This is a genomic window from Filifactor villosus, assembly GCF_042652965.1.
Lineage (GTDB): Bacteria > Bacillota > Clostridia > Peptostreptococcales > Filifactoraceae > Filifactor > Filifactor villosus.
Genome location: NZ_JBHSHL010000014.1, coordinates 97,313 through 114,167 on the forward strand (window position 1 = coordinate 97,313; position 16,855 = coordinate 114,167).

General features: G+C 40.9%; 15 protein-coding genes. 13 read left to right on the plus strand and 2 right to left on the minus strand.

Annotation, left to right across the window (positions count from 1 at the left end):
- Window positions 1-8 precede the first annotated feature (8 nt).
- The 11 genes from minE (at window position 9) to ACFO4R_RS04300 (ending at window position 12,897) form a co-directional block, all read left to right on the plus strand.
- Window positions 9-278, plus strand: a complete 270-nt coding sequence (minE, locus tag ACFO4R_RS04250; protein WP_379787793.1) for a cell division topological specificity factor MinE — start codon at window positions 9-11, stop codon at window positions 276-278.
- A 41-nt stretch (window positions 279-319) separates the two neighbouring features.
- Window positions 320-1,447 carry an FtsW/RodA/SpoVE family cell cycle protein gene (locus ACFO4R_RS04255; RefSeq protein ID WP_379787794.1) on the plus strand — a complete coding sequence of 376 codons (1,128 nt, stop codon included), beginning with the start codon at window positions 320-322 and terminating at the stop codon, window positions 1,445-1,447.
- Window positions 1,448-1,546: 99 nt separating this feature from the next.
- Window positions 1,547-1,948, plus strand: a complete 402-nt coding sequence (gene mgsA / locus ACFO4R_RS04260) for a methylglyoxal synthase (protein ID WP_379787795.1) — start codon at window positions 1,547-1,549, stop codon at window positions 1,946-1,948.
- 238 nt (window positions 1,949-2,186) lie between these two features.
- Window positions 2,187-3,290 carry a tRNA 2-thiouridine(34) synthase MnmA gene (gene mnmA, locus ACFO4R_RS04265; RefSeq protein ID WP_379787796.1) on the plus strand — a complete coding sequence of 368 codons (1,104 nt, stop codon included), beginning with the start codon at window positions 2,187-2,189 and terminating at the stop codon, window positions 3,288-3,290.
- A 447-nt stretch (window positions 3,291-3,737) separates the two neighbouring features.
- The gene (locus tag ACFO4R_RS04270; protein ID WP_379787797.1) at window positions 3,738-5,249 is read left to right on the plus strand and encodes a dihydrolipoyl dehydrogenase family protein; all 1,512 of its coding nucleotides are present in this window, start codon (window positions 3,738-3,740) and stop codon (window positions 5,247-5,249) included.
- Between the two features lie 185 nt (window positions 5,250-5,434).
- Window positions 5,435-6,625 carry an AI-2E family transporter gene (locus tag ACFO4R_RS04275; protein ID WP_379787798.1) on the plus strand — a complete coding sequence of 397 codons (1,191 nt, stop codon included), beginning with the start codon at window positions 5,435-5,437 and terminating at the stop codon, window positions 6,623-6,625.
- Window positions 6,626-6,699: 74 nt separating this feature from the next.
- Window positions 6,700-6,864: a hypothetical protein gene (locus ACFO4R_RS04280; protein WP_379787799.1), complete on the plus strand. Its 165-nt coding sequence runs from the start codon at window positions 6,700-6,702 to the stop codon at window positions 6,862-6,864.
- Window positions 6,865-6,971: 107 nt separating this feature from the next.
- Entirely contained in the window at window positions 6,972-8,495 is a 1,524-nt protein-coding gene (gene yfcC / locus ACFO4R_RS04285; RefSeq protein ID WP_379787800.1) for a putative basic amino acid antiporter YfcC, read from the plus strand.
- A 779-nt stretch (window positions 8,496-9,274) separates the two neighbouring features.
- On the plus strand, window positions 9,275-10,831 hold the full coding sequence (locus tag ACFO4R_RS04290; RefSeq protein WP_379787802.1) for an ABC-F family ATP-binding cassette domain-containing protein: 1,557 nt from the start codon (window positions 9,275-9,277) through the stop codon (window positions 10,829-10,831).
- A 45-nt stretch (window positions 10,832-10,876) separates the two neighbouring features.
- Window positions 10,877-11,668 carry a zinc dependent phospholipase C family protein gene (locus ACFO4R_RS04295; RefSeq protein ID WP_379787803.1) on the plus strand — a complete coding sequence of 264 codons (792 nt, stop codon included), beginning with the start codon at window positions 10,877-10,879 and terminating at the stop codon, window positions 11,666-11,668.
- The gene (locus ACFO4R_RS04300) at window positions 11,668-12,897 is read left to right on the plus strand and encodes an MFS transporter (protein WP_379787804.1); all 1,230 of its coding nucleotides are present in this window, start codon (window positions 11,668-11,670) and stop codon (window positions 12,895-12,897) included. Before ACFO4R_RS04295 ends, ACFO4R_RS04300 begins: the two co-directional genes overlap by 1 nt.
- Window positions 12,898-13,722: 825 nt before the next feature.
- On the opposite strand, the gene ACFO4R_RS04305 is transcribed toward ACFO4R_RS04300, so the two are convergent.
- Both ACFO4R_RS04305 and ACFO4R_RS04310 read right to left on the minus strand, forming a co-directional pair.
- Window positions 13,723-14,394, minus strand: a complete 672-nt coding sequence (locus tag ACFO4R_RS04305; RefSeq protein ID WP_379787805.1) for a methionine ABC transporter permease — start codon at window positions 14,392-14,394, stop codon at window positions 13,723-13,725.
- Window positions 14,387-15,397 carry a methionine ABC transporter ATP-binding protein gene (locus ACFO4R_RS04310; protein WP_379787806.1) on the minus strand — a complete coding sequence of 337 codons (1,011 nt, stop codon included), beginning with the start codon at window positions 15,395-15,397 and terminating at the stop codon, window positions 14,387-14,389. The genes ACFO4R_RS04305 and ACFO4R_RS04310 overlap by 8 nt, the downstream gene beginning before the upstream one ends.
- Window positions 15,398-15,709: 312 nt before the next feature.
- On the opposite strand from ACFO4R_RS04310, the gene ACFO4R_RS04315 reads away from it, so the two are divergent.
- On the plus strand, window positions 15,710-15,982 hold the full coding sequence (locus ACFO4R_RS04315) for a GIY-YIG nuclease family protein (protein WP_379787807.1): 273 nt from the start codon (window positions 15,710-15,712) through the stop codon (window positions 15,980-15,982).
- Window positions 15,983-16,299: 317 nt separating this feature from the next.
- A complete protein-coding gene (locus ACFO4R_RS04320) occupies window positions 16,300-16,689 on the plus strand; it encodes a DUF4282 domain-containing protein (protein ID WP_379787808.1) in 390 nt (129 codons plus the stop codon).
- The last annotated feature ends 166 nt before the right edge of the window (window positions 16,690-16,855 follow it).

Here is a 16,855-nt window from a genome sequence, read left to right on the forward strand (position 1 = left end):
AGAAGCGTATGGACTTGTTTAGCTTTTTAAGAGGGGAGCAAAAATCCAAGACGATCGCCAAAAATCGTCTAAAACTTATCCTCGTCCATGATAAAGGTGGAGGTTATTCCACTCAGGTTTTGGAAAAACTGAAGATCGAAATGCTTGCCGTGATCACCAAATATTTGGAAGTGGATGAAGAACAGGTTGAAATAAAGATGATTAAAATGAAGAAGAATGAACAGAACGAAACGGAGACAGCTTTGGTTGCGAATGTGCCTATCAAGCGGATGAAGTAGTTTCACAGGATCGGTAGGCAAAAGTGTAGGAGTTTTTAAAAATGAAATCAAAAACAGGTGCGACAGACAAGTTAAAAAACTTTGAATTTACGATATTTTTTACCGTGATCGGATTGTTCTTGCTGGGGATCGTGCTGCTTATGAGCGCGACACACTTAAATGATCTCAAGAGGATCATCATTCAATTTGCAACGTTTCTCATAGGCTTCGGCTTTTTGGCCGCCACATCTCTGTTTGATTATATGAGGATAAAAAAGTACCACCGGTATATCTACGGTCTGTGTATCTTTTTGTTGCTTTTGGTTTGGATACCGGGGATCAGAAGGCCTCAGTTCGGAGCTTATTCGTGGGTAAGTATGTTTGGTGTATTCAACCTCCAAACATCGGAGATTGTAAAACCCCTGTTTATTCTGTTGTATGCGGCTTACCTGGAAGATAAAAAGGGAAGGATCAGTGAGATGGGAGATCTGGTAAAGGCCTTGTTGTTTCCTGTTCCCATTCTTCTTTTGATTTTTATACAGCCTGATTTAGGAGGAACGATCGTGTTTTTGTGTATTATGTTCGGCATGCTTTTTGTTGCCGGACTGGATATAAAATTGATCCTTCTCGGCTTTACAAGTTTTATACTCTCGTTTCCTCTGATCTATAAGTTTGCTCTAAAACCGCACCAGGTAAAGAGGCTTAACGACTATGTCAACATTCTTCTCAATCCTTCAGACTTATCCACCCTGTATACGGAAAATTTACAGGTAATCCAGTCCATAACGGCAATAGGGTCGGGCGGGGTGTTCGGTAAGGGATGGATGAAGGGGACCTATAGCCAATACGGTTTTATCCCGGTTGCGTCCAGTGATTTTCTCTTTTCCGTGGCGGGAGAGGAATTTGGATTTATCGGAATGTCAATCATTCTTCTTTTGTTTTTTATCTTCTTGATAAGGATATTGAGAATAGCCGTCTTATCCAAGGACTTTTATGGGACCTTGATCTGTATTGGAAGTTTTTCTATGTTTTTCTACCAGGTTGTTCAAAACATCGGTATGACGATCGGTATCATTCCGGTCACGGGTCTTACCCTCCCTTTCGTAAGTTACGGAGGAAGTTCAATGATCTCCGCGATGATGACGGTTTCTTTGGTATTAAATGTTTCCAAAAACAGAAAACAGTTTTAATACTATATCCGATGGAAATGCACGTTTTTATGGTAGAAGGGCTCTGAAAGTTCTCTGATATGATGACTTAAAATGAAAATAGTATAAAAAGGGGAAGAGATGAATATAGCATTAATAGCTCATGATAACAAAAAAGAGTTGATGGTCAACTTCTGTTTGGCATACAAGAAGATCTTATCCGAACATGTTCTGTACGGAACGGGAACTACAGGTAAGAGTATCATGGAAGGAACAGGTTTGAACGTCATTCGACTGAATTCGGGTCCTTTGGGCGGAGATCAGCAAATCGGCGCGATGGTTTCCAACCGAGATATGGATCTCGTGATTTTTTTAAGAGATCCTCTAACCAGTCAGCCTCACGAACCGGATGTACAGGCTTTGCTTAGGATCTGTGATGTTCATATGATTCCTTTGGCAACGAATTTGCAATCCGCCGAGTTGTTCTTGAGAGCCATCAAAGCAGGCTTGTATGACGATTTGGATCTTCTAAAAAAGAAATAAGTTTACAAAGTTTGAGGCCATCGATGGAGTTGGAAACAGCTTTGCAGTGTTAGCTGAAATCCCATCGAAAAGTCTATGGGATAAGCTATAAAATGGCTGAAACTTACAGGATGTAAGAGAATGAATTGCTTGAACGGGTATTCTTAAATCCGATGTTGCTTTGTTTGTTTTTTTGAATAAATTTTTGTACTAAAAGTAAAATATAACGGTTTTAAAAAATGAGTAATGAGGAAGAGGAATGAAGCGAGTTATTTTAGGTATGAGCGGCGGTGTTGATTCATCCGTTGCAGCTGTCTTGTTAAAACAGCAGGGTTATGAGGTCATAGGTCTGTTTATGAAGAATTGGGATGAAAAAGATGAGGGCGGAGTTTGTAGCGCTACGCAGGATTATGAGGATGTTATGAGGGTTGCAGGAGCCTTAGACATCCCTTTTTATACTGTGAATTTTGAGAAGGAATACTGGGACAGGGTATTTTCTTACTTTTTGGATGAGTTGAAGAACGGAAGAACTCCCAACCCTGATGTTATGTGCAATCAGGAGATCAAATTCAATGCCTTTTTAGATTATGCTCTAAAATTGGAAGCTGATTACATTGCTATGGGGCACTATGCGAGAGTTCTGGAAAAGGATGGAAGGTTTTATCTGGCAAGAGGAAGGGACGAGAACAAGGATCAGAGTTATTTCCTGTCCCGCATCACGGAAAAAGCACTTTCCAAGACCCTGTTTCCGATCGGAGAACTCACCAAGATGGAAGTTCGATCCATCGCTGAGCGGCATAAGCTCTATACTGCTGCGAAGAAGGATTCCACAGGAATCTGTTTTATCGGTGAAAGAAACTTCGATGCCTTTTTGGACAAGTATCTCCTATCGACAAAGGGAAGGATCCTTACGGTAGATGGTAAGGTAATAGGAGAGCATTCCGGTTTGATTCATTATACGATCGGTCAGAGAAAAGGGATCGGGATAGGGGGAGTCGGCAGCGGAGAACCTTGGTTTGTCGTCGGGAAGAACTTGAAAAAGAATATCTTGTATGTCGCTCAAGGCACCGATCATCCCGCTTTGTTTACGACGGAGTTGCTTGGAGAGCAGGCGACTTGGATTACGGAGAAACCGGTTTTTCCGTTCAAGGCTGCAGCCAAGTTCCGATATCGTCAGAAGGACATTCCTGTCACCCTTTATGAGACGAAAAACGGATCTATCCGTGTAGTGTATGACGAGAAGGTCAAGTCCATAACCCCGGGGCAGGTAGCCGTGTTTTACGACGGGGAAATCTGTTTGGGAAGTGCTATTATCACAAAGGGAAGACCTTTGGAAGAAAAATACCGTTTTTTGCATGAGTGATCGTGCATATATCAGGATGCATTTGTTTTGCGTTTTCCGTTTCGAAACAGCAGGACAGATGTATCCCTTTGTTTTTTTGGAAGGAGGACGCTCTGCCGTGAGGTCGCGAAACACCTAATACTACTATTCTTTTGAGTAGTGGATATAAACGATCTGTGACCCATAGAAGACAACATAGTTTTTCGCGATCGAAAAATAGATATATCGGTACTCCTGTTGGAGAAGAGTATAAAGCGATATCTTGTTTTTGATATGGGTACAACAAAGCTCTGAAATAAATGTGTTCAAAAAATTTGTATGAGTGAAAACAGTTTTATACGTTTCTGTAAATTGTGTAGCACCCCTCTTATGTTTCTATAAAACGAAAATCTCTCGGCACAGGTCCCGGATTTAAACAGTGTGTATCAGGGTATGAATTGGAATAGTTAAGAGGAGGAGAGACAGATTATGAAGAAGTATGATGTTATTGTAATAGGTACGGGTGCAGGCAATATTATTATCGAAGAAGCATTGAAGAATGGCTCCAAGTGTGCTTTGATCGAAAAGGACAAGTTTGGAGGTACTTGCCTCACAAGAGGTTGTATCCCTACAAAGGTGATGGTAAGCGTCGCCGATGCGATCCGTGAGATGCAAAGCTATTCCAAGATTGGTATTCGAGTTGAAAAACCCGTCGTAGACTTTGATCTCTTATCTAAAAGAGTGTGGACAAAGATCGATGAGAGTATAGAGTTAAAAGAATTTTTTGAAGCTGCGGACAACTTGGATGTCTACGAAGGAACAGCAAGATTTCTGGAGAATAAGGTGATCGAAGTTACAAACAAGGAAGATGGTTCTAAGGAAAAGCTCAGTGCCGATAAGATCTTTATCAACGTGGGAGCAAGAACCAAAATCAATTCTTTCGAAGGTTTGGATGGTGTAGATTATTTGACGAGCGAGACCTTTTTCGGGCACAGATTCCCTCAAAAACCTTATAAGAGCATTGTTATTCTAGGAGGTGGTCCGATCGGTTGTGAGTTTGCCCATGTGTTTTCCGCCTTGGGAACAAAGGTAACTCTGGTCCAACACAATGTGAGGTTATTGCCTCGTGAAGAAGAGGAAGTGTCTGCAGAGATCTTAAAGTATATGAGACACTTCGGAGTCGAGGTCATCTTAAATCAGGATACGGTATCAATAAGAGAAGAAGCAGGATCGAAGTTTTTGGTAATAAAAGAACGTACGACCGGAGAAGAGAGAGAGGTTTCGGCAGAGGAGGTTTTATTTGCCTCGGGAGTAAGGGCGAACTCGAATCTGCTATCACTTGAGAACACAGATATTGAAACGGATTCTAAAGGATGGATTCTGACCAATGAATTTTTGGAAACCTCGGTGGAAGGGGTATATGCTCTTGGAGACATCAACGGAAAACAGCAGTTTAGACACAAGGCGAACTATGAGGCGGATATTTTAGCGCACAACCTCTTTATGAATAAGAAGCCGGAAGAATTTCGTTGGACAAGTTACGATCTGGTTCCGGCAGTTACCTTCTGTTATCCTCAGGTAGCCCATGTCGGTCTGACTCAAAAAGAAGCTGTTGAACAAGGATATCAGGTCAAAGTAGGATATAATCACTATTATGAAACGGCGAAGGGGTATGCCCTCGGACATGAAAAGGGTGATGAATTGGGAGCTTTTGCAAAGCTGATCGTAGACAAGGATACAAACAAGATGTTGGGTATCCATGTTGTAGGTACACAAGCATCCATTCTGATCCAGCCTTTCTTAAATCTTATGAATGCGGGAGAACAGGACCTTGTCCCCATCAATGAGCATATAGGAAGTCCTCTAACCTTTAAACTTAGAGAAGAAAAGGCAAAGAGATATCTGGATCCTCAAGACCACAGGGCGATACGAGAGGCTATGGTTCCTCATCCGACCCTTTCAGAAGTTTCGATTTGGACATTTTATCATATGTCCGAATAGGTTTTCATTTGCATGGAAAAATACTGCCCAAAGACATGACTGGCACTTTCTATGCACTTTACAAGAAACTTGTGAAATGAATACTGTTGAGAGCTTTTTTGGATTTTATGTGTTTCCATCAGAATATCAGGGAGTAGCCTTGTGATAAAAGGCTATTCCCGCTTGTCAAAAAGGGGGAAGGATGTATGGAAGCTTCCGAAAAGAAAGAGATGATGAAAAAGATACAAGTGTACAGCGCTTCTCTTTGTGTAGCTGTATTGTTCTACTTTCTTATCAAAAACTTTCCGTTGGGGATCAGATTTATCAATCATTTTTTTAAGATGATGACGCCGTTTATCTACGGGTTCATCATTTCATTTCTTATGCTCAAACCGATGCAAAAAATAGATGATTCACTGAAAAAAATCTTGTGTAGGAGAAAGGATCGTTCAGGATTATGTAGAGGAATTGCAATAGGCTTGACCTTTTTGATCGTTCTCTTGGTTTTGTTTTTGATCTCATCCATCTTTTTTCCTCAATTGATTTACAATCTAAACCAGTTGATTGAAATGATGCCCGAGTATATAACGCGTTTTGAAAAAATGCTTACACGCTGGGAGGATGAATTTGCACTCTCGAGTATGATCCGTCCCGTCTTGGGGGAAGACATCGAAAATATGTTTGATATCGGAGATATAAGTCAAAGGATACTTAAGGTCTTACAATCTCTGCTTCCCAAGGTGATCAGCTTCTCGACCGGATTTACAAACAGCCTGATGAACGTGGGAATGGGAGTCATCATCTCCATTTACTTCTTAAGTGGAAAGGAGAGATTCCAATCTCAAATAAAGAAGGTCCTCTATGCTTGTTTTCACGAAAATACGGTCAAAGAAATCTTTCGAATTTCTTATATGGTCAATGAGACTTTCCGCAACTATATTGCCGGTCAGCTGCTTGACGCGCTCATCGTAGGTTTGATTACCTTTGTGATGATGTTGATCCTACGTATCCCTTTGGCCTTTATCATAGGAGTTTTGATTATGATCACGAACATAGTCCCTATGATAGGACCTTTTTTGGGAGGTATACCGAGCTTCTTTCTTATATTAATGGTCGATCCGATCAAGGCGATCTGGTTTGTTATTTTGGTTACGGTATTGCAGCAGATAGACGGAAACATTATAGCCCCGAAGATAGTGGGTGATTCTACAGGATTGTCGGGTTTTTGGGTTTTGCTTGCCATCTTCCTCGGCGGTGCTATCGGAGGGATCTCCGCTATTGTCATTGCTGTTCCGGTGATGTCTGTGATTTACACCTTGGTTAAGGAACGTGTAGAAAAGAAACTGGAACGGAAAAATCTTCCGATAGAAACGGAGTTTTATGAAGATGCTCAATGATGTGAAGTTGAGAAGTAAAACTTCCTAGATTCTCAAATCTTCTTAGTATTTATATCTCCTGAAGAGTAAAGGTTATGAAGTCAAGGGATATCACAGGTATGCAAAGAGATGAAAAAATTAGAGAAACACCTCATGATGATAACACAAGGAAAGCAGTGGAGGGGAGTTTCCCGAAGAAAAAATCGAGATCAAAAACCCTTGATTTTAGATGTTTTTTCTTGGTCAGCTACTACAGATAAAAACCTCTGAGTTATGTGCGGTGTTTCTCTAATTACAAATCTCCTACTTGCAAAAAAAGTTGATATCGGATACTATAAAGGAGATATTATATTAGGAGGAGATTAAAATGGGTTTTAAGACAGGAAAAAACAAAGGGATTAAGGTTCCCGACACTTTTGTTATCATCTTTTTTGTGGTTGTGATCGCATCTTTATTGACCTACATGGTACCTAAGGGACACTTTGAAACGGAGCAGATTACATATACGGTCGATGGAGCTGAAAAAACCAGGACTGTAATTAAAAACGGGACTTTCCAATATGTGCAGGATGAAAACGGAATGCCTCTGAAGGAAGGGGTCAAACTTTTTGCTTCCGATGCGGATGGCAAACCGGGTTTTCTAAACTATATGTTTGAAGGTTTTGTGACCGGAGATAAGTACGGGAGTGCCATTGGTGTTATAGCTTTTATTTTGGTTATAGGAGGAGCCTTCGGTATTGTACTTTCAACCGGCGCGATCGAAGGTGGGATCATGAAGATGATCTCAAGGTTCAATGGGAAAGAGTTTATCTTGATTCCCGTGCTCTTCATTCTTTTTTCTTTGGGAGGAGCCGTCTTTGGAATGGGGGAAGAATCCATTCCCTTCGTTATGATCGTTGTTCCCATGGTAATTGCTATGGGTTATGATGCGGTTGTTGGTATTACGATTACTTATGTGGCAACTCAGATAGGTTTTGCGACCTCTTGGATGAACCCCTTTTCCGTTGCGATCGCTCAGGGGGTATCAGGGATTCCGGTGATGAGCGGTGCTAATTTCAGGATTTTTATGTGGCTTGTTTTCAATGTTATTACTATTGTTTTTATTATGTTCTATGCATCCAAGATAAAGAAAAATCCTCAGGCCTCTGTGTCCTATGAATCCGATGCTTTCTTTAGGGAAGATTTCGAAAAAACCAAGAATCAAAATATGGATTTCGGTTTGGGTCATAAACTCATTATATTGGATTTAGTTTTAACGATGGTTTGGGTTATCTGGGGTGTTACAAAGCAAGGGTATTATATTCCCGAGATTGCTACACAGTTCTTTACAATGGGTCTTGTTGCGGGAATCATTGCAGTTGTATTTAGGCTTAACGATACAGATGTCAACGGCATAGCAAAGTCGTTCGTCAATGGGGCTAAGGATCTTCTTGCTCCGGCCATGGTCGTTGGAATGTCCCAAGGAATCATTTTTGTTCTCGGTGGGACCGATCCGACCAACGGAACAGTCTTAAATACGATATTAAATTCGGCAGCGAATAGTATCGCAAACCTCTCCCCGTCGATCTCGGCTTGGATTATGTATATCTTCCAGTCCGTATTCAACTTCTTCGTTGTATCGGGGTCTGGTCAGGCTGCTCTTACCATGCCTTTGATGGCTCCCTTGGCAGACCTTGCGGGAGTGACCAGACAGGTTGCGGTCCTTGCCTTCCAATTAGGAGACGGATTGACAAACTTAATCGTTCCGACATCGGGATTATTGATGGCGGTCTTGGGTGCTGCCAGATTGGACTGGGGAAAATGGGTGAAATTTCAAATAAAAATGCAGGCTGTACTGTTTTTGGTAGCGTCTATCTTTGTGTTTGCGGCAGTTGCAATTAATTTCGCTTAGGGAAAACACCGTACAAAGGCAATCACTGATTCTTTTGAGTCTATAAAACACAAAAACTTACTATATCAATATTTTTAAGCATTTTATTATCAGTACAACGTTGATCGAGCGTTGATTTTTCGGATTGTGTAGTGTATTGTTTCATTTAAGTTTATGTAAGCCTCAATGTGCCATCAGCCTTTCTTCGTTATAACAAAGGATGCAAAAAATAAGGGAACTGTCAATATGCCGCTACAGCGGTGTTGCCCCGTTTTTTTGTGGAAGTGCATCTAATACTGTTCTTCGATAGAAGTATGGTTATATCTGTTTTGCAACCACGAAAATTCGTGTTCTCTTCTATAGGAGTGCAAATCGTTGATATCCATTATTTAAAGGAATAGTAGTATAAAAGTGCTTGTTCTGAAATCAGTATCCCCTGTTTATCTGTGATGATAACAAGACGGAGGATCTTTTGTTACAGTAAACATTTTGTAGAAGTCGGGAGGTATAGGACTAAAAATCTTATATCTCCTTTGCTTGTGCAGGAACCTCAGCTGGTCGTTATATTTTCTTTGACACAGGGGAGATTTCTTGGTATCTTTAAATATACATCGAGTTATTTGAGATATCTTTTGTATCTCTTAAAGTAATACTATTGTCCCATAAAAAGTGGTCATATCGATGTTGTCACTGCAAAAATCCGTTTAGCTCTTGTGGACGCACAAATACGGATATCAACGGTTTAAAAGCATAATAGTATAAAACCTGATAAAAGTGTCAGGATAATCAAAGGAGACGTTATGAGTTTGCTTACAGTGAAGAATATTACCCACGGTTTCGGTGGAAGAAGTATATTGGAGGATGTGTCCTTTCGTCTTTTAAAGGGAGAACATGTGGCCTTGATCGGTGCCAACGGGGAAGGAAAATCGACCTTTATGAATATTATTACCGGCAATCTGATGCCGGATTCCGGAGATGTGATCTGGTCAAACAGGGTGGAGGTCGGCTACCTCGATCAACACAGTTCCTTAAAAGAAGGGACGAGTATTCGTGAAAATCTGCGACTTGCCTTTTCACATATGTATGAACTTGAAGAGGAGCTGAACTCTATTTATGACAGGATGGGGAGTGCATCGGACGAGGAGTTGACAAAGTTGATGGAGGATTCCGCAGAGATCCAAACCATTCTTGAGGACAGCGGATTTTATGTCATCGACTCCAAGATTGAAGAGGTGGCAGGAGGACTTGGACTCAAAGATATCGGTTTGGACAGAGCAGTAAACGATCTGAGCGGGGGCCAGCGTTCCAAAGTTTTGCTTACGAAACTTCTGCTGCAAAATCCGACCATCCTTCTACTGGACGAGCCGACAAATTACCTCGATTTTGAGCATATCGAATGGCTTAAGCGTTTTTTGAACTCTTATGAGAATGCCTTTATCCTGATATCTCATGACATTCCTTTTATCAATGCGGTCACCAATATTATCTATCATGTTGAAAATTGCGAATTGACGAGATATGTAGGAAACTATGACGAGTTTTTGCGTCTATACGAGCTCAAAAAACTCCAACATGAAAAGGCCTATGAACGTCAACAGAAGGAAGTAGAACGTTTGGAAGATTTTATTGCCAGAAACAAAGCCAGGATCTCCACTACCGGTCGTGCAAAGAGCCGAATGAAGCAACTTGACAGGATGGAGATGATAGAACGTCCCAAGGAGAAGATCAAACCCGTTTTTCAGTTCAAAGAAGCTCGAACACCTTCCAAAGTCGTTATTGAAGCCAAGGGGCTTGTGATAGGTTACGACGAAGCCTTGACCAAAGCCTTTGACTTGGAAATCGAACGCAATAAAAAGATAGCGATCCGAGGAGTAAACGGCATCGGAAAATCCACCCTACTCAAAACTCTGCTTGGAAAACAAGCGGCGATCGAAGGGGCGGTTCATCTCGGTCAGCATGTCGAGATCGGATATTTCGAACAGGAGGATAACAAGAAAAATTCCAACACGGCGATTGAAGAAATCTGGAATTCTTATCCCTCGATGACAAATCACGAGATTCGTTCGGAGTTGGCGAAGTGTGGTTTGACTAACGAGCATATTACTTCTCAAATGATGGTTTTATCCGGAGGAGAAAATGCAAAGGTAAGGCTTTGTAAGGTCATGCTTTCTCAGATCAATGTACTGGTCTTGGATGAGCCTACCAATCACTTGGATGTGGAGGCCAAGGATGAGTTGAAGAGAGCTTTAAAAGAATTCAAGGGTACCGTCTTGCTCGTTTCACACGATCCCGACTTCTATAGAGACTTCGTAGATGAGGTTCTCGATGCCGAACAATGGTCTGTTAAAGTAGTATAACAAGAGGGAGATCTTTTTAAACTAAGAAATGAGGTACAAACAATTATGGCAAGTATTTATACACACCACCATCTCAATGCTTCCGTCTACCCCTTCCTTCCCGAAGAAGCAAAGGAGCTCATAGGGGAGCACAGGGAGTATTATCAATTCGGAGCACAGGGGCCGGACTTGTTCTTTTTCCAAATGTCCTCGGTAAAAAAAGGGGGAAATCTCGGAGAGAGGATCCATAACAAACCCTTTATAGACTTTTGGAAACCGGTCGAGAAATACAGTTTGGAAAAGGACCCTTTGGCAGCTTATCTCATAGGGTGTTCCCTTCATTTTTTGGTGGATGTTACCATCCACCCCACGGTAGATGCGTCGATCGAAGAGGGGTATGGACATATCGATATTGAAACGGAACTCGATCGTTACTATATGGAGAAAGACGGATATAAGGCGACCAAGTTCAAGCAATGGGAACTTATTGCGAAGAGTTTGGATGCCGATGTCATCTTAAAGGCCTATTCGGCCTATCCTTCTTGCAACTACGATATGGTAAAAGAAAGTATTCGGGACTTTCGGAGGGTAAAGAGGGTTCTGCACAGTCCGAACGTTTTTACCGAAAAAGCACTGTTTGCCATTATGAAAAAGATGAAGTTTCACAAATATATTCCCATCATCACGAAACAGAGACCGATGTCTCAGGCCTTGAAAACCAATCGCATCCTAAGAGAATTGATTGAGACGACCAAGGTGAGAGCGCCTGAATATATAAGAGAAGTCTTGAACGCTTCTCGTGGGGGGAGCGATTATCCGGAGGAGTTTTTCTATAATTTCAATGGGAGGAAAGCATAGTGGAACAGAGAAGAAATGAACGAAACTGGATTTTGTACGACATAGGTAACTCGGCCTATATCCTGATCGCAACTACAATGATACCGATCATGTTCACCCGGCTTGCAACTCAAGGAGGAGTGAGCGAGGATGTTTCTTTGGCCTATTGGGGTTATGCGGTTACGATATCGACCTTAATCACAGCCTTGTGCGGTCCGGTGTTGGGAGCGATATCGGATACATCTTTCGGGAAAAAGCGTATGTTTTTTTTCTTTGTTCTGTTGGGAGTGGCCGGTTGTTTTTTTCAACCTCGTGTATCCAACTACCTTGTGTTTTTGATCGTCTATGTTTTGGCCAAAACGGGTTTCAACGGTTCTCTGATTTTTTATGACAGTATGCTGGGCGATATTACGACGGAGGAAAGAATGGACTTTGTTTCTTCCAGAGGCTATGCTTGGGGCTATATCGGTTCATGTATTCCTTTTGTTTTTTGTATTTTTCTCATAACGAAAAAAGAGGTTTTTTCCATGGATCTCTCTTCGGTGATGAACTTGGTCTTTTTGATTATAGCCGTTTGGTGGATCCTTTTTACCCTTCCTCTTATGTTCTCTTATCGACAAAAGACCTATATGGATCGATTGAAGGGACCGAAGCAGGTGTTTGATCAGCTTGCTGAAACCGCGATGGAGATCAAAGAGAATCCGAAGGTGTTTTGGTTTTTGGCATCCTTCTTCTTTTACATCGATGGAGTCTACACTATTATCAATATGGCAACGGCCTACGGCTCGTCCTTGGGATTGTCGAGTAATGGGATGATAATGGCCCTCCTGTTGACTCAGGTGGTTGCCTTTCCCTTTGCGCTCCTTTTCGGATATCTTTCTAAGCGTATAAAGACGGAGACTTTGCTTAAACTCTGTATCATTGCCTATGCCTTGATCGCTCTTTACGGAGTCACCTTGGATCGGTTGTTTGAATTCTGGATACTGGCTGTAGGGGTAGGGATGTTTCAGGGAAGCATTCAAGCGCTGTCCCGCTCTTATTATGCAAAGATCATTCCTCCTGAAAAATCGGGAGAGTATTTCGGGATCTATGATATCTTTGGAAAGGGAGCTTCCGTCATAGGTACCTTCATCGTCTCGGTCGTATCTCAGGTTACAGGGAATCAGCACTATGCAATTTTTTCGCTTATCTTCCTGTTTGTAGCGGGTTATTATTCCTTCTTAAAGTCGGAGAAGACAGGTATATCGTAAAAAACGCTCTAAATGCTCTTATCTCCTATTTATAGTATTATCTATAAAATTGACAGGTTGAATGTGTTGAACTATAATCCTTCAAGTCATTTTCAGTAGTCATATATTGAACCTATCCGAAAGTTCAAATATAAAAATCTATTTTGTCGCTCATAGAGTGGAGAATATCAATAACAAGAGTTCGAGCGGATAAAAGCGTCGGTCTGAACGACTTGGCAATACAGAAGTCGGTAGTGATCTTGAGTTCAAGATGATATCCGCTCAAAAAAATATTTCATAAGAAAAGACCCTTTGCTATAGAGGACCAAACTGTGAAGATCGGATCGATCTTCACAGTTTGGTACAACAAGGGTCTTTTTTGTGTCAAGGATTCATAGTGCTATTTTTATATCGATGATTTATATTTTATCAGCTCTAATACTAGTATTCATTTGAGCTATGGATATCCGAAACCTGTACTCCACAGAAGATAACACGGATGTTCGTAATCATAAAGTAGATATAACCATACTTCTATTGAAGAATAGTATAAAACGAAGTCCTGAACAGGTATTTCTGCTATTGCTTATACCAAATTATGGATATAAACAATCTATGACCCATAGAAGAAAAACAGCTTCTCATTGTCAAAAAACAGATATATCCATGCTTTTATTTGATAATAGTAACCTCTATGGTCTTAGAGGAAACAGCTCATAAAACGGAAATTTTGGTTGTTCTATTGTTTTATTCAGAACAAAAAGCTTGTGAAATAAATACTTTGAAGAATTCTTCTCTTTGTGTGAAAACGGCTTTACTCTGTTTTTAGAATTGTGCCGTATTTTTTTAGTGCGTGACTTTTCGGGCAAGGAAGTCTCCGATCCCCTGCAAGAGATAGACGATGAGTAAGATAACAACAACGGTTACGATCATCGCATCCTGTTTAAAGCCTTGGTAGCCGTACCTTATCGCAAAATAACCGAGTCCTCCGCTTCCTATCGAACCTGCGATGGCTGAAAAGCTTAACAGGCTGATAAGAGATACTGTAATTGCGTTGATGATTCCCCCGAGGCCTTCTCTTAAGATCACCTTGATAACGATCTGAAAAGGAGAGAAACCCATTGCGGTATAGGCTTCGATCACACCCAAGTCGACACTGTAGAGAGCAAGCTCTACCTGCTTTGCCAAAAAGGGGATACAGGCGATCGTAAGAGGAAACAAAGAGCCTTTGAGCCCTATACTTGTACCCATGACCATTCTCGTAATCCCTGTCAATGCTGCGAATAAAATGATCGCAGGCACTGAACGGACGGCATTGACGATTTTTGAAAGAGTAGAGTATACAAAGGTATTTTCCAGAATATGTCCTTTTGAAGTTATCAACATCACAACACCCAAAGGGATGCCGATGAGGGTGGAGAAAAAGCCCGATATTCCTATCATAAAGAAGGTCTCCCAAAGAGATTTTAAAAGTTCCGGATATAATTCCACCATATTGGGGAAGTATTGACTAAGCATGTGAAACCACCTCGATTCTTGTGCCCTTACTTTGCATAAAGTCGATTGCTTCTTTTATTTTTTTGTCTTCTCCGAGGATCTCGACATACAGACTTCCGATAAAAGAATCCGATATTTTTTCGATATTTCCGAACAAAATATTGATCAAAACATCGTAATTTTTGATCACTTCAGCAATCAGGGGATGATGGGTTGTCTCTCCGAGGAAGGAGATCTTGTACAAGGTCCTGTTCTCATCCTTCATCTTGTCCAGAAATTCTTGCGTGTGCATGGTTTGAGATACAAAGTCCTGTGCAATCGTACTCTTCGGCGAGGAGAAAATCTCAAACAAAGACCCTTTCTCTACGATAACTCCGTTTTCCATGACTGCAACCTTAGTGCAGATCTGCTTGACTACTTCCATCTGATGGGTGATGATGACAACGGTAATCCCCGTTGTTCGATGGATCTCTCTTAAAAGCTGAAGAATAGACTTGGTTGTATTCGGATCGAGGGCGGAAGTAGCTTCATCACAGAGAAGGATCTGCGGATCGTTACTGAGAGCTCTTGCGATTGCGACCCGTTGTTTTTGTCCTCCGCTCAGCTGTCGGGGATAGGAGTGTATCTTATCTTCGAGTCCTACAAGTTTTAGCAGGGAATGTACTTTTTTGTCGATCTCATCCTTTGAATAGCCTTGTCTTCTCAGGGGTGCAGCGATGTTATCGAAGACATCGATGTTGTACATAAGGTTGAAGTGTTGGAAGATCATCCCGATGTTTTTTCGCTTTTCTCTCAATTGTACAGGAGTGAGGGTATGCAGCTCCGTAGAGTCTATTTTTACAACTCCTTTTGTAGGCACTTCTAAGAAGTTGATACATCTTACCAAGGTGCTTTTTCCCGCACCGCTGAACCCTATGATCCCGTAGATGTCTCCTTTGTCGATCGAAAGGTTGATATCTTTCAGAGCGTGGATTGTGCCTGTTTTTGTATCAAATGTTTTGGAAACGTTGATCAGTTCTATCAATGAGTTTGACCTCCTTATATTAATTTGGACAAATACAATTAACTATTATCATACCATCTTTCTATCATAGGAGTAAATATAAGTATGGAAAAAAATATTTTTTTGCCTTACAATAGAAATGATTTAGCGGTGTTCGATAAAGGAAAGTGTGAATGGGATCGGCATACCTGTGCAAAAGAAGATCGAATTTTGAATCATATGAATTCGAACGGCTTAGAGGATGTATGCTGTTTTGGCAACTCGGCGCAGCTTTGATCTTGAAATGTGAGGAGCATTACTTTAAAGATTTGGGTTAATCACGGAGAAGAAACTATGGGGGAACAAGTGAAGAAATATTTTGTCTATATGGTACGTTGCTCCGACAACAGCTTGTATACCGGATATACGGTCAACAGCGTCGAAACAAGGGTAAAAAAGCACAATGAAGGTTTGGGAGGGAAGTACACGAGGGCAAGGCGGCCTGTTCGGATCGTTTATACCGAAGAATGTTCGAGCAGGCAGAAGGCGATGAAGAGAGAGTTCGAAATCAAAAAACTTTCAAAGAAAGAAAAGGAAGCAATGGTTTCTTCTTGTGAGACTGTTTGAGCAAAGACTCTCTTCTTGTAGAAAAGGAAGTCGAATCCATGTTCATTTATAGACACTCCTAAAACCGGATAATGATAAAGCGCATAGAATGGACGGATACAACCGTACATTCTGATGAATAACAGCACAAGTGGAAGGAATTCTACATACCTTCGTTTCTTCCAAAGAAAAGGAATTGTATAGACAGTTGACAATGAAACGGGTAGTGGAATAACAGGAGATTGTAAATATCGTGTAAAATAGGTTTTCTTTTTCTTTTATTTTGTATTATAATTTAAGAAGGTAGAACACTATTGTAAGAAAAGTGAGGTAATATCATGAACGATCAAAACAACAAAAATTACGAAGAATTTAAGGGAGCTGCAGAAAACTTTAAAAAAGAGGCAAGCGAAAGATTTGAGCAGCTTGGAAACAATGCAAGGAATCAAGGGGGACCTTTTCTTTCCAAACTTTTGAGTTTCGACAATATGATTGCCGGGAAAATCATAAAAGTCCTCTATTTTCTGATGTTGATCGGAGTTATTATCACAGGGATTGGAATGATTTTTACCCGAGATATGTGGGGGAACAGACAGATCCTCTCCGGAATTCTGGTTATTTTGATAGGACCCTTTGTTGTACGGATATGGGCGGAACTTGCAATTATTCTCTTCAATATCAACGATAATTTGGCTGAAATCAAAAATATGTTAAAGTACAGAAAATAACAATCCTCAGATTTCCTTGAGAGCCTCTTCTCAAGGAAATTTTTTTATGTGGGAAGGTCCAAACAAAGGGGATGGAGGGCAATTTTCGATTAAAAAAACGGTAATATCTGTATTGTATTGAAATATAAAAACGGAAGTGGAGATAAGTTTTTCACTTTACAACAAA